This window comes from uncultured Oscillibacter sp., from assembly GCF_947654275.1.
In the GTDB taxonomy this organism is placed as follows: domain Bacteria; phylum Bacillota; class Clostridia; order Oscillospirales; family Oscillospiraceae; genus Oscillibacter.
Genome location: NZ_CANTJS010000031.1, coordinates 1 through 12,276, shown reverse-complemented (window position 1 = coordinate 12,276; position 12,276 = coordinate 1). Strand labels below are relative to the sequence as shown.

Below are 12,276 nucleotides of genomic sequence, written 5' to 3'. Positions count from 1 at the left end.
CCTCCTTAACTCAACCGGACGATTCTCAGGGACGCCCCCACGGGAGCAGGCAGCAGCGCCGTACCAATCGAATTATTGAAGATCTGCAAGGAAATTTCGTCGTTATCGCTCAAACGCAGCAGGACCTCGTTGGAAAGCCGGCTCAGGGACAATCCTGCGATCCCCCCTGCAGCGGACGCTTCCCTGGGCGTGCCGTTGACCAGCAGCCGGGCGCCGGCGGTCAGGGCTTTGTCGGTATTGACGACATACCCAACCTGATAGACCCCGCCGGTCTTCACGGTAAACTTGGTGCTGTCGGGGCTGACGGTGATGTCCTTGGCCTTCACCTGGTCGTTCGGCAGAGGCACCAGGCCATTCACAGGGATCACGGCTGCGCCGGCGTTAGCGGCATAGGCAAAGTCAATGATAACAGGACCGGTGGGTCCCGCAGGGCCGGTGGGTCCCGTGGGACCGTCCGGACCGATCAGATCCGGTCCGGTAGGGCCTGCGGGCCCTGTCGCGCCGGTGGGGCCGGTGGGACCTGTGGGACCGGCAGGGCCGGTGGCGCCAGTGGCTCCAGCAGCTCCGGCGGCTCCGGTGGGACCGGCAGCGCCAGCGGCGCCAGTGGCTCCGGCAGCGCCTGCGGGGCCTGCGGGGCCGTTGGGTCCGGTGGGACCCTGCAGGGGAGACGCCTCCAGCGCCCCCTGCATCTTGGACTTCAGGAAGAGCTGGTTTTGCACAGCGGTCTTCAACAGGTTCCGGACGCTTTCATTAGCGGACAGCACATCTTCCACGGTAGCGGCAGGGCCGCTGAGGCCGGGCAGGGTGCCGAGGATATATTGCAGCTTCTCGCCCTCAGCGTTGAGAATGTGACTCAGGCCGAGTTCCTCCATGGCGATGGAGGAAAGAATCTGGTTGACTGCATCTTCCCGCTGGATAGGCGGGTCAATGTTGGGAAAGCTGGGCAGAGACATAAAACAATCTCCTTTCTGAATGAGGGCGCGCGCCAGGAAAGCGCCGGCATAACAGCAGGAAAGGTTCCTGACCAGTGCGGCCCTCGGAACAGTTTATGTGTCTGCCAGCCGGCGGGTTCTTTCTGGAACCTCCCTGCTCAATTTGTCATAGACTGGACCCCGGGTTTTTGGAATCTTGATGTATAAGCTGTGTTGAATAAAGAATTTTGTTGTAATTGTAATAGTGTGTAGCTATCATTATGGGGAGTAAAATGTAAGCCTTAAAGCAGCCAGCCCCCAAAAGTCTATCCCAATACAAGCAGTGCCATGTACTATTCGAGAGTACATGGCACTTTGTTGTATAAAAGAAAACCACTCGCTAGGCGAGTGGTTCAAAAGAAGCCTAATGGCGATGATGTAGACAAGAAAACTCCCTTTGCTCTAGAATAGAGATGCGGTCTGGCAGCTGCATCAAGTAAGCAAAGGGAGGTCATCCGAGTGAATGACATAAGCAGTTTATCACACACGAAGTGGAATTGCAAATACCATATAGTGTTTGCGCCGAAATATCGCAGGAAGGTGTTCTATGGGGAAAAGAAGCGAGAGATAGGAGAAATTCTGCGAACGCTGTGTGCGTGGAAAAAGGTAAAGATCATAGAGGCAGAAGCGTGTCCGGATCATATCCACATGTTGGTAGAGATTCCGCCTAAAGTGGCGGTGTCGAGCTTCATGGGATATCTGAAGGGGAAGAGCAGCCTGATGATCTATGAGAAGTTCCCGGAACTGCGGTATAAGTATCGGAACCGGGAATTCTGGTGCAGAGGTTACTATGTAGATATAGCGGGAAAGAATGCAAAAAAGATTGCAGAGTATATCCAGCACCAGTTGGATGAAGACAAGGCAGGAGAACAACTGACGATGGGAAATTTCTGAGCCCGTTTACGGGCGGCAAGTAGCAGAGCTCTCGCGGCTGTCAGACCGTACTTGCGCGACGGGACGCGCTCGCTGGTAACATAGGGCTTTGCCCGTCTATGAAGAACCCCCGGCTTTGCCGGGGGGTTCCTATTGAACTTTGTTGGTCACCTTCACCGTAATCATACAGTATAGTGGCGGACAGGTTATCTTTATGCAAAGAAAGGCAGAGCAAATTCCTTGGATTATTGCGAAATTTGCTCCGCTTCTTTTCATAACAGCTTTCTTTGCATAAGGCGCCCCTGCCTGCTTCCCCCTCAGACCCATCATTTATCGCCCTGTGCTGACGGTTCCAGTCGGCACAGGGCGTTTTTCATCCTCACCCCGCCCTTGCGCCCCCGGGAATCCGTGGTATACTATACAGAGAAAACCATCCGGGAGGGCCACATCATGCTGGAACATCTCAACCCGCAACTGCAAATCGCCGTCTGCGACGATGAAACCATGGACCGCCAGCAGGCGGAGACGCTGACAACGGACATCATGACAGCAGAGGGACTGTCCTGTGCCCTCTCCGGCTTTGACAGCGCCACGGCCCTGCTCTCCGCCATTCAAGGCGGCGCACAATTTCACATTCTCCTGCTGGACGTGATGATGGAGGGCCCGGACGGAATGGAGCTTGCCGCCGCCTTGCGGAAGTTGGGGGACGGCACCGCCATCATCTTCATTTCCTCCAACCGGGAAATGGCCCTGCGGGACTACGAGGTATCCGCCGCCCGGTATCTGGCAAAGCCCTTCCGGACGGAACGGCTCCGGGAAGCCCTGCTGTACTGCTACAAAACCTTCTGCGAGAAAAAAGAAATTCTGCTGCCCACGGAAAAGGGCCAGAGCAAGCTGGCCCCCTCCGGCATCATCTACGTGGAATCGTGGGAGCGCGGGTCAAGGCTTCAGCTCACCAGCGGGCCAATCGAAACCTCCGTCAAAATTTCCGAGCTGGCCGCCATGCTGCCGGAGCGGAGTTTTACCTTCTGCCATCGAACGATTTTGGTCAATCTGGCCTTTATCAAGCATCTGCGCTCCTGTGAAATAGAACTTGCTGGAATACTCCCCGTCAGCAAGCATCGCGTCTCTGATTTGAAAAAGAGGCTGCTGGAATATATGCAGGGTTAGTCCAGCGGAATCGCCATCTTTACGCAGTAAAAGTCTGCGCCATATTCCGTTTCCAGAAGATCATCATACCGCGCCACAATCTGCCTGATAATTTTGAGGCCCAAACCGTGCCCCGGCGCGGCTTCTTTCTGAATATGCTCCATCGTCGAGGCGTTTTCACAGGAAACTGCAAAAAAATGCTCCTTCACAGAAAAATCCAGCTTGATATAAGGCCGCTTCACCCCGGGAGCGGAAGCGCCCTCCACCGCGTTGTCCAACAGGTTCATCATCAGGGAACACAACTCCGCGTCCGTCAGAGGCAGCGTGTCCGGCGCCTTCATCCGGGCAATTTCCACCGCGATTCCGGCGGCGGAGGTGGTTGCTTCCGGCGATTTTCCGGCCGGTACCGTCCCCTGGCGTTGGGAGCTGGACAGCGACGGCAGGCTCACCATCGACCCTAGCCCCGGCATAGACCTATCCAGGCCAATGCCGGGCTTTGCACCCGGGGATTCCCCCATGGTATGGGAGAGCGGGCGAGATTAAAAGCGTGGCGTTTGAACCCGTTGACGGCGACCTCGTCCTCTCCGTCGGGGCAAACGCGTTTAGGAACTGTAGCAACCTTACGGAAATCACGCTGCCCGATAGCTTAACTACAATTGGGCCGTATGCGTTTGTGAACTGTACCAGCCTTACGAATATCACACTGCCCGACAGCGTAACCAGAATTGAGAATGGCGCATTTTACGACGGCACCAATTTGACCGCTATAACCTTTACCAGCAATCCCCCCGCCAACGATCGGCAAGAACGCATTCGCAAACTGTGAGAATCTCAAGGAAATCCGGGTCCCAGCCGGGGCGGAGGAGGCTTACAGGGCGGTGCTGATGGATGCTGGCCTTAGCAACAGTTTTGAAGTGAAAGGCATGTATTCTATAACGGTAACAGCGACGGAAGGCGGCACGGCGTCCGCGTCTTCCAATTTCGCGGCGGAGGGGGAGGAAATCACCCTCACTGCCGTTCTATGTAGTTAGGTCCGCCGACACGGACGGCTTTTACCGCTTTCGCCAACAGCTCCCGCAGGTCGCTGCCATTGGCGGGGCCGGTTTCCAGCCGCTTCCGAAGCGCCTCTATATCATGAACCGGCGTGAGGTCCGGCAGGACGGCGTACCGCTCCGCGGCGGCGGCGAAGATCAGCGTCTTCATGTAGTCCGGGTTGATGTCCGAGCGATTAAAGCATACGTTCAGCTCATTTTGGATGCGCAGGGCATCCGCAGAAGGGACAGCCTCCAGCGTGGGCGGCGGGGTCAGCAGGTCAGGGGAGTTTGCCAGCTGGCGGAGCCGCTGGGATACCCGTTTCAGTACCTCCTCATCACTGATGTGGACGATTGCTCCGCAGTCTGGACTGGTGCAGACCCAGCGGGGCCGGCCATGGGACTTGGTGTCCCGTGCAATCCTGCTTCCGCATACTGCGCACACAGCTTTTTCCCGGATAGGACTCAACTCAGTGGGGCAGGGGATATAGTCAGTTTTGTCCTCCCTCTGAATTTGCACCGCAAGGAACTCCTCATCGCTGATGAGCCGGGGGTAGACGCCTGTCCCCAGGTATTTCCCATTCTCCAGAATCCGCTTGACCATGTGCTTGTTCCACTGGCTGGTATGCCGGTGATAGGGGATGTTTCCTCTGCTCATCTCCTTTTCCACCTTGCAGCAATCTTTGCCACTGCAAGTAAATCAAGGTTGAGAAAAACGCCGCTATGATAGCCCTTGCGTTCACAGTTCAACTGTTCTGTCAAATAGTCGTTGACCCCTTGCTCATTTTGACTCAATATATCCTGAAAAGCCTGGCCTAAGCGTTGGGCAGATTCATTTGCTGTTGTATTAAGACGGGGAAACCCACCCTCTTTAAGAGAGCAAATTGTCTCTTCTGCCATCGAAATATCTCTGGGAAACAGGCCATATAACGCCTTTCCTCTATGTATTTGAAATGAATGGATTACAGTCCCCTCTGCCTGGAGTAGTCGGCTGCCCAAATCTACAGCCAATTCTTCTGCGCCGGCCACTACTGCCGCTTCCCACTTATTAAGCTGGTGCAGATCTACCTCATATGGGCCATCTGTTTTCTGCATGGTGGGTATTGACAGACAATTTTTTGACATGCAGCACATAGATACAGATGTTCCTTTGCTTTAAGATCATCATGGTCAATCATCTGAGAATAGCAATCCCGTTTTCCTTCCATCTCCTGAACGAAAGAATAGGGGAGGGGCTGCCGGGTCAAAAGGAAATAATGACCTGTTGCCTCCGGGTGCATTAACAGCAGGCAGTCATCCTCCTGATTGAGACAGGCAAACATCGAAGAAACGCTTTGTGAGAAACCTTGAATCAGTTCTCGATGATAGGAAATTGGAATAAAGGGCGGAACGATGACCTTGTTTGCATTCTCCAAAGCCTTTGGAAGTCGGGGTAAATCACTGCTGAGATAAGATTGGTCCAGTTCCTCTGTCATTTCTTCTGGATTATTTGTCAGGCGGGCTGACTCCTGAAAACCGCCGCATCCTGATGCTGAACGACATCTTTATCAGGCAGAACAGCGTATTGCAGCCATTGCCGGCGCCGGGCGGCAAAACGTGCCTATGTCAAAGCGCACGGCGCTCCCCTTTGGAAGAAAACGAATATCCCCCGCCGGACCTGCAAGTCTCAGCGACGCGTCAGGTAAGGCGGGGGATTTTATTTTTTGCACAGCTGCCGGGGGCCCGTGTAGTCCTGTCCCGTCTTCGTTCGCCTGTACTATAAATACGAGGAATCGTCCATACTTGAATTTTGGCGTATGAAAATCTCATTCCGCAAAATAATTCTCCGGTTCAGCGGATGGATTTTATTCACCAGGTAGTCAAACAAGACCTTAATGGGCTGGTAACCCTGCTTGACAGATTCCTGACCGATGATGGCGGTCATCGAACCGTCCTGCAGCAGGGCGTGGGTAACGCTGTTCATGTCAAAAGAAATGTGAGCGACCCGCCCGATTCTCCCGGTATCCCGGATAGCCTGGGCGACGGAATGTATCGCTCCGGCGGCGGTAAACACGGCCGTCGCTTCCGGATGCTTTTCCAGGGTATCCCGGGCGATGAGATACGCCCCGTGGTCATCCGGGGTGTTTGTTTTGCTGAAAAGCTTATAGATATCAATCAGATGGCACTCCGGATGAATCCTCGACATTTCCTGCAAAAAGCCGGTAATGCGCCAGGTGTGACTGAGCATGGCCTCCGTGCCTGTGAAGACCAGCAGCTCAATGTACTGGTCTTTCCTGATAAGGTCCAGGATACCTGCGGCGGTGCGGCCGCTGAATTGGTAATCGGAGCCGATATAACACAAGGGTTCCACGCCTTCCGCCTCGGAGTTGACCAAGACCACGGGAAAATCCCCGGCAATCAGCTCGTTGAGCCGCGCCTGCACGGCGGGATCATTGATCGGCACAATTGCAAGACCGGAAATCCCCTCGTCCAGCAAGCGGTCAATGAGGGGCAGCACCTCCGATGCGGCATACTTGACATAGGTCTCCCGGATAATTTTGACGCCGTAGTCCGCCAGCTCCTCGCAGACGAGATCAATGCCCCGGTGGACGTCGGCCCAAAACCCGGTGGCCGACCACTTGGGCAGAATAAATCCAAATTTTAAAGACAGCTTCCGGGCGGAGAGCTGCCTCCCGGCAATATTGGGCCGATAGCCCAGCTCCCTGGCAACGGCCAGAATCTGCTCCTGAACCTGCGGGTTAACCCCGCCGCGTCCGTGCAGCGCACGGTCCACGGTTCCACGGGAGACGCCGGCGATATCGGCAATCTGCTTCAACGTGACCTTCATTGTTTCAAATGCTCCCCCCCAGCCTAAAAGCACATAATAATATAGCGCACGCGTGTTTTCTTGTCAAGCAGAACGTGCATTTTCGTGCGTTTTTAAAGGGAGGATGTAGAGATAAAATTGGATTATATGCTAAAATTTTAAGCAAATTTTTGTTGTTATATTCATAATTTCTATAAATCACACAAGGATTTCCTCAAAAAATTGGGCTTTATTCTATTGACTTACCTAGACTGCCTTGATATCCTAAAATAGTAACGTGCACGTGCACTATACATCCAAAAAAGGAGGAACACACATGAAAAAAATCGGAAGTCTCTTGCTGGCCTTCACTATCCTGCTCGCATTGACCGCCTGCGGAGGAGAAAAGACCCCTCCGGCCGCCGGCGGGAACGGAGGAGACGGCGGAACTGGCGCGGCGCCTGCCTATAGCAGCGGCGCGGACCTGCTCTCCTGGTCCTGGGAGGACATTGAAGCCGCCGCCAAGCAGGAAGGCGAACTTACCTTTGCAGTGTGGAACGACGAGGCGGAGTGGAATCAGGTGGCCGACACCTTCAAGGCCCGCTACGGCGTCAAGGTGAACGTTCTGGCCGGTGAAAAGACCACAGTCATGGACAAGGTCCTCACGGAGCTGGACGGCAAAGCCTCCATTGACGTGATGTTCCTTTCCGGCGAAACCGTGAACGGCCTCCTCGGGGCGGATGCGCTGCTGCCTGGAATACTGGATGTCATGGAGTACAAGGACTCCCTGGTTCCGGGACTCAGCGTGCGGAAAGAGGGCGTCAGCAACGATCAGGGCTGGTGGGTGCCCGTATCCACCTCTCCGGCGGGATTCCTCTACAACGCTGACCAGATAAGCGGGGACGCCCTTCCCCAGACCTTCCAGGAGCTCGAAGCGTTTATCAATGAAAACCCCGGCCGCTTCGCCATGTGCATCCCCGAAAACGGAGGCACGGGCCAGGGCGTCATGGAGAGCATTATCGCTAACCTCACCGGCGGACTGGATCAGTATCTTCTTGCCGAGGACGGCGTCTGCGATCCGGCTCTTTTGGAGAAATGGTCCGCCGTCTGGGACTGGTTCAACCTCTATAAAGACAAAATTACCTTTACCACCAGCAACGGGGACGGTATCAGCCGCCTCAACAGTGGCGAGGTGTGGCTGGTCACGGCCTGGAACTCCGGCGTATATAACGCCGCCAGCCAGGGGAATCTGAGCATCAACCACGGCTTTTACGTCCCCGAGATGGGCCTTTGCTACTCCGGCGAGGTCATGTCCCTGGTGAAAAACGCCTCCCACCCCGCCGCGGCGCTGCTCTTTACCAATTGGCTGACCTCTGAGGAGGGCCAGACCGCCCAGGCGGACTATACCAAGAACATGACCGGAAGAACGGATTTGGAGCAGGGCATCTGCCTGCTTACCCCGGAGGACCGGGCGCGGAATACGGACTGGATGGCCGCGTGCTATAAGACGCAGTATATCAAGGACTTTACCACCAATGTCCTCCAGTAAGCACAATCCCTTCCCGCAGACGACTGTCAGGAGGGCCGCCAACGGCCCTCCTGACTTGATGAAAGGAGAGAGTTGCATTGACACAGGGACTGCGCGTTCAAAATCTCACAAAATATTATGGCGACTATAAAGCCCTGGACGACGTCAGCTTCGCCATTGAGGGCGGACAATTTGTCACGCTGCTGGGTCCCTCCGGCTGCGGAAAAACCACCCTTCTGCGGGTAATCGCCGGATTTCTGGAGTGCGACCAGGGCGAGGTCTACTTCGGGGACAAGCTCATCAACGATGTCCCCCCCAACAAGAGGGACGCCGCCATGTGCTTCCAGTCTTACGCCCTTTTCCCTAATAAGAACGTCTACGAAAACATCCGCTTTGGCCTTCGGATGCGGAAGGTTCCCCCGGAGGAGCACAAGGAGCGGGTCGAGGAAGCCATGGCGATGGTGAACCTGACCGGACTGGGAGAGCGCCGTCCCTACGAGCTCTCCGGCGGACAGCAGCAGCGGGTCGCTCTGGCCCGGTGCATCGTCGTCCGGCCCCAGCTTCTGCTGTTTGACGAGCCGCTCAGCAATCTGGACGCCAAGCTGAGGGAGAAGGTCCGGGTGGAAATCCGCGAGGTGCAGAAGAAGCTCGGCATCACCGCCATCTACGTCACCCACGACCAGGCGGAGGCCCTGGCCATCAGTGATCAGGTCATTACCATGAGCGCCGGGTGCATCATCCAGAACGCACCGCCCCGGGACATTTACGACCGGCCCAACAGCCGGTTTGTGGCGGACTTTGTAGGCACGGCCAACATTGTTCCGTGCAGGATTTTGGAGCGGACCGGAATGGAATACCTGGTGCAAAGCCCCTATGGGGAACTGCGCGCCGTAGACGCGGACTGCGATCTTCCCGCCGGGGCAGAGGGATATCTGTGCATCCGGCCGGAGGACCTGCTTCCATCCGGGAAGGGGGAGTCCTCCAACCAGATATGCGGCGCCGTGCGGACGGCCGTGTATATGGGCAATCTTTTGGATATGTTCGTGGATATCGGAACGGAACAGATCCGGGCCAGCATCGCAAAGGACTGGAATGTGACGGAGGGAGAGGCGATCTGCTTCCGCGTGGCGCCGGACAAGGTCCGCATTCTAGGAGGTTGAACCATGAAAAAGAAAAAATTTGAGTGGGGCTACCTGCTTCTTCTGCCGGGGCTTGGATTTGTGGCCTTGTTTTTGGGGGCCGCCATTGTTATGATGGCATTGCAGAGCGTGGGGTTTTTGAATTTCACGGGAGAATCCTCTTTTTCCATGGAATACTGGAAGGGGCTCTTTCAGGTTAATTTCTACGACAACCTGATTTACTCCCTGAAAATCGCGGTCTGTGCGTCCCTGATCTGCATCGCCATTGTCTATCCGCTGTCCCTGATTGTCAAAAACATGCCCTGGAGCAAAACCTGGCTCTCCCTGCTGAAAATTCCGATGTTTATTCCGGCGCTGGTAGTGTGCCTTATCATCACGAACGTGCTGAACTATAACGGGATTCTGAATGCCGTGCTGGGCGGCTTGGGCCTCATCCAGGAGCCGCTGGTACTGCGCAACGACCCTTGGGGCGTGGGAGCGCTGGCGACCCAGGTGTGGAAGAACGTGCCCTTCATGCTCCTGATAGTCTATTCCTCCGTTGAGTCTGTCCGCAAGGACGTTCTGGACGCGGGGCGGAACCTTGGCGCGGGGCGGCTCCGTCTGTTTTGGGAGATCACCCTGCCGCTGACGATGCCCTCGGCTCTGGTCGCCGTCATCATGACCTTTATTAAAATCTTCAACGACTATACCATCTCCCGGGTTATGGGCCCCATCTATCCCAGTACCCTCTCCAACCTGATGCACAAGCAGGCGTATCTCTATAACGATTGGCACACCGCCGCCTGCATCGGATGCTTGATGATGGTTACCGCTGTGATTTTCGTCTCCCTGTACACCTGGCTTGGAAACCGCCTGGCCAAGCAGCTTTCATAGGAAAGGGGCTGAAACATGAACAATCGGACGAAAACCGGAGATCCCCGCATTTTGATGAAGCGGCTTTTGCGCCTGATGCTTCCTTTTGCCTTTATCATGCTGTTTATCGCATGGATTGTAATTCCCATGGGCTACTCCGTGCTCTGGTCCCTGGTGGACCCGCAGAAGGGCTGGAACTACCCAGATCTGCTGCCCAAGGGGCTGGCGCTGACCAACTGGGAGTATGTTATCAAGCACACGAAGATCGGCTCGGCCATGGGAAACAGCTTTTTCATTGCCATATGCACGACGCTCCTCTCCTTCCTCTTTGCCATGCCGACGGCTTACGCGCTGGGACGGCGGAACCTGCGGGGAAAGCAGATTTTTAAGACGGCCATTCTCCTGCCTATGATTCTGCCAGGAATGGCGATGTCCATCTATGTCGGACGGGTCCTCTACTACATGGGCTTTTCCGGCACCTATACCGGAGTGATTCTGGCGCACACCCTGATTGGCATTCCCTACATGCTTCGGATTTTAGTGGTGAGCTTTGAGTCCATGCCCCAGGATATTCTGGACGCAGCCTCCAATTTGGGCGCCGGACCGTGGGTGCGGCTGAAGGAGGTCTATCTTCCCATGCTTCTGCCCAGCGTCGTGTCCGGCTCCATTTTCACCTTTATCAACAGCATGGAGGAATTCACCATGACCTTTATCATCGGCCTGCCGGCAGTGAAAACCCTGCCCACTGTTCTGTTTACCTACCTGGGAGAGGGCTTTTCCCAGACGCGCGCCTCGGTGGTTTCACTGATTCTGCTGATTCCGAATCTGGCGCTGCTGATGATTGTGGAAAGATGTGTCAAGACCGAGTATATGGGCGCGGCCCTTGGAAAAATGTAAGGGGGAATACAATGCAAGGTACATATACAGGACCCATGCGGTTCGTTCACCGTGGGCTGGCCCAGGCTGCCCCGGAAAATACCCTGGGGGCGTTTCAGGGCGCGGTGGACGGCGGCTACGAGGGCATAGAAATTGATATCCAGCTAACAAAAGACGGGGAGGTTGTGGTCGCCCACGACAAAAACTTCACCCGTATGACCCTGGGGCGCCCCGCCGGGGTCTGCTACCGGAGCATTCGGGACATGACCTGGGAAGAAATTGCCTCCGTAGAGATTCCCTATGCTAACCATCTGCTCTCCCGGGAGCTTCCGGACCACTCGGATGTGGAATTTATGTCCATTATGCCGGAACGGCTCATGGGGCAGGAGGATGGCAGCGATTACGAAACGGCCCTGGCCAGAGACGGACGGATGGCCCGCCTCATGCGCTTTGCGGACTTCGACCAGTGGTTTTCCCGGCAGGCGCAGCCTGTGACGGTGGAAATCGAGGTCAAGGCCGCCGGCGTCATGCCGCGAATGCTGGAGATTCTGGAGGGCTCGCCAAATCTCAGCCGGTACATCCTCTTTTCCGGCGTACCGGACTACAACCGGGAGATTCAAAGCGCCTTGCGTGCCCAGGGAAAGCCGGAGGGACTGCGACTGGGGGCGAATATCCGTTTTTTGAACGAGGAGACCAAGCGCTTCATTCAGGAAATGGACCTTTTCGAGGTGGGGCTGAACGCGGAGGCGTTTTCCCGGGAGGACGTGCAGTGGCTGGCGAACCGGGGAATTTTTGTGCTGTCCAACCTGGGGGACTACCCGGCCTGGTGGGCGCAGCTGGAAGATCTCGGGGTGCTGGGCTTCAAGACCAACTTCCCGGAGGCATACTCCGCCTGGTGGCTGGCGGAACACGGCGGCGCGGATAAGCGGCGGTAACGGCGAACCGGGCGGCCCGTCCCGCCGGGAAAGCCGGGCGCTTTATGGAAGAGAAGCAAAGTGGTAGGAATGCCCTGCAAGACCCTAGAGGGTGTCTTCAAACAAACGCAGGACAAAATAAGGAAGCAGCAGTAAAA

General features: G+C 55.8%; 13 protein-coding genes and 1 pseudogene. 9 read left to right on the top strand and 5 right to left on the bottom strand.

Annotated features, from left to right (window positions below):
• Positions 1 to 5: 5 nt before the first annotated feature.
• A complete protein-coding gene (locus tag Q0063_RS09360; RefSeq protein ID WP_297871713.1) occupies positions 6 to 953 on the bottom strand; it encodes a BclA C-terminal domain-containing protein in 948 nt (315 codons plus the stop codon).
• 477 nt (positions 954 to 1,430) lie between these two features.
• Between Q0063_RS09360 and tnpA the strand changes: the two are divergent.
• Both tnpA and Q0063_RS09350 read left to right on the top strand, forming a co-directional pair.
• Positions 1,431 to 1,888, top strand: a pseudogene (tnpA, locus tag Q0063_RS09355) (IS200/IS605 family transposase).
• A gap of 364 nt (positions 1,889 to 2,252) precedes the next feature.
• A complete protein-coding gene (locus tag Q0063_RS09350; protein ID WP_297871712.1) occupies positions 2,253 to 3,014 on the top strand; it encodes a LytTR family DNA-binding domain-containing protein in 762 nt (253 codons plus the stop codon).
• Here Q0063_RS09350 and Q0063_RS09345 read toward each other — a convergent pair.
• On the bottom strand, positions 3,011 to 3,463 hold the full coding sequence (locus tag Q0063_RS09345; RefSeq protein WP_297871711.1) for a GHKL domain-containing protein: 453 nt from the start codon (positions 3,461 to 3,463) through the stop codon (positions 3,011 to 3,013). The two genes, Q0063_RS09350 and Q0063_RS09345, sit on opposite strands and share 4 nt — an antisense overlap.
• A 77-nt stretch (positions 3,464 to 3,540) precedes the next feature.
• On the opposite strand from Q0063_RS09345, the gene Q0063_RS14740 reads away from it, so the two are divergent.
• Both Q0063_RS14740 and Q0063_RS14735 read left to right on the top strand, forming a co-directional pair.
• Complete coding sequence (locus Q0063_RS14740; RefSeq protein ID WP_367180354.1) at positions 3,541 to 3,819, top strand: leucine-rich repeat domain-containing protein; 279 nt, start codon at positions 3,541 to 3,543, stop codon at positions 3,817 to 3,819.
• 58 nt (positions 3,820 to 3,877) lie between these two features.
• Positions 3,878 to 4,024 carry a hypothetical protein gene (locus Q0063_RS14735; protein WP_367180355.1) on the top strand — a complete coding sequence of 49 codons (147 nt, stop codon included), beginning with the start codon at positions 3,878 to 3,880 and terminating at the stop codon, positions 4,022 to 4,024.
• Here the strand turns inward: Q0063_RS14735 and Q0063_RS09340 are convergent.
• From Q0063_RS09340 to Q0063_RS09330, 3 genes are all read right to left on the bottom strand, one after another.
• Entirely contained in the window at positions 4,002 to 4,682 is a 681-nt protein-coding gene (locus Q0063_RS09340; RefSeq protein WP_297871710.1) for a hypothetical protein, read from the bottom strand. The two genes, Q0063_RS14735 and Q0063_RS09340, sit on opposite strands and share 23 nt — an antisense overlap.
• Positions 4,679 to 5,158: a hypothetical protein gene (locus tag Q0063_RS09335; protein WP_297871709.1), complete on the bottom strand. Its 480-nt coding sequence runs from the start codon at positions 5,156 to 5,158 to the stop codon at positions 4,679 to 4,681. The genes Q0063_RS09340 and Q0063_RS09335 overlap by 4 nt, the downstream gene beginning before the upstream one ends.
• Positions 5,159 to 5,780: 622 nt before the next feature.
• Positions 5,781 to 6,851 carry a LacI family DNA-binding transcriptional regulator gene (locus Q0063_RS09330; protein ID WP_297871708.1) on the bottom strand — a complete coding sequence of 357 codons (1,071 nt, stop codon included), beginning with the start codon at positions 6,849 to 6,851 and terminating at the stop codon, positions 5,781 to 5,783.
• Positions 6,852 to 7,146: 295 nt separating this feature from the next.
• Here Q0063_RS09330 and Q0063_RS09325 point away from each other — a divergent pair, with 295 nt between their 5' ends.
• From Q0063_RS09325 to Q0063_RS09305, 5 genes are all read left to right on the top strand, one after another.
• The gene (locus tag Q0063_RS09325; RefSeq protein WP_297871707.1) at positions 7,147 to 8,358 is read left to right on the top strand and encodes an extracellular solute-binding protein; all 1,212 of its coding nucleotides are present in this window, start codon (positions 7,147 to 7,149) and stop codon (positions 8,356 to 8,358) included.
• A 77-nt stretch (positions 8,359 to 8,435) separates the two neighbouring features.
• Positions 8,436 to 9,497 carry an ABC transporter ATP-binding protein gene (locus Q0063_RS09320; RefSeq protein ID WP_297871706.1) on the top strand — a complete coding sequence of 354 codons (1,062 nt, stop codon included), beginning with the start codon at positions 8,436 to 8,438 and terminating at the stop codon, positions 9,495 to 9,497.
• Between the two features lie 3 nt (positions 9,498 to 9,500).
• Positions 9,501 to 10,349, top strand: coding sequence for an ABC transporter permease (locus Q0063_RS09315; protein WP_297871705.1), 849 nt, complete (start codon positions 9,501 to 9,503; stop codon positions 10,347 to 10,349).
• 15 nt (positions 10,350 to 10,364) lie between these two features.
• On the top strand, positions 10,365 to 11,225 hold the full coding sequence (locus tag Q0063_RS09310) for an ABC transporter permease (protein WP_297871704.1): 861 nt from the start codon (positions 10,365 to 10,367) through the stop codon (positions 11,223 to 11,225).
• An 11-nt stretch (positions 11,226 to 11,236) separates the two neighbouring features.
• Entirely contained in the window at positions 11,237 to 12,139 is a 903-nt protein-coding gene (locus Q0063_RS09305; protein ID WP_297871703.1) for a glycerophosphodiester phosphodiesterase family protein, read from the top strand.
• Positions 12,140 to 12,276: the final 137 nt, after the last annotated feature.

Coding starts and splice junctions, on each gene's coding strand:
- Q0063_RS09360 (WP_297871713.1), bottom strand. CDS start 953: ATGTCTCTGCCCAGCTTTCCCAACATTGACCCGCCTATCCAGCGGGAA.
- Q0063_RS09345 (WP_297871711.1), bottom strand. CDS start 3,463: ATGCCGGGGCTAGGGTCGATGGTGAGCCTGCCGTCGCTGTCCAGCTCC.
- Q0063_RS14735 (WP_367180355.1), top strand. CDS start 3,878: ATGGATGCTGGCCTTAGCAACAGTTTTGAAGTGAAAGGCATGTATTCT.
- Q0063_RS09340 (WP_297871710.1), bottom strand. CDS start 4,682: ATGAGCAGAGGAAACATCCCCTATCACCGGCATACCAGCCAGTGGAAC.
- Q0063_RS09335 (WP_297871709.1), bottom strand. CDS start 5,158: ATGTGCTGCATGTCAAAAAATTGTCTGTCAATACCCACCATGCAGAAA.
- Q0063_RS09330 (WP_297871708.1), bottom strand. CDS start 6,851: ATGAAGGTCACGTTGAAGCAGATTGCCGATATCGCCGGCGTCTCCCGT.
- Q0063_RS09325 (WP_297871707.1), top strand. CDS start 7,147: ATGAAAAAAATCGGAAGTCTCTTGCTGGCCTTCACTATCCTGCTCGCA.
- Q0063_RS09315 (WP_297871705.1), top strand. CDS start 9,501: ATGAAAAAGAAAAAATTTGAGTGGGGCTACCTGCTTCTTCTGCCGGGG.
- Q0063_RS09310 (WP_297871704.1), top strand. CDS start 10,365: ATGAACAATCGGACGAAAACCGGAGATCCCCGCATTTTGATGAAGCGG.
- Q0063_RS09305 (WP_297871703.1), top strand. CDS start 11,237: ATGCAAGGTACATATACAGGACCCATGCGGTTCGTTCACCGTGGGCTG.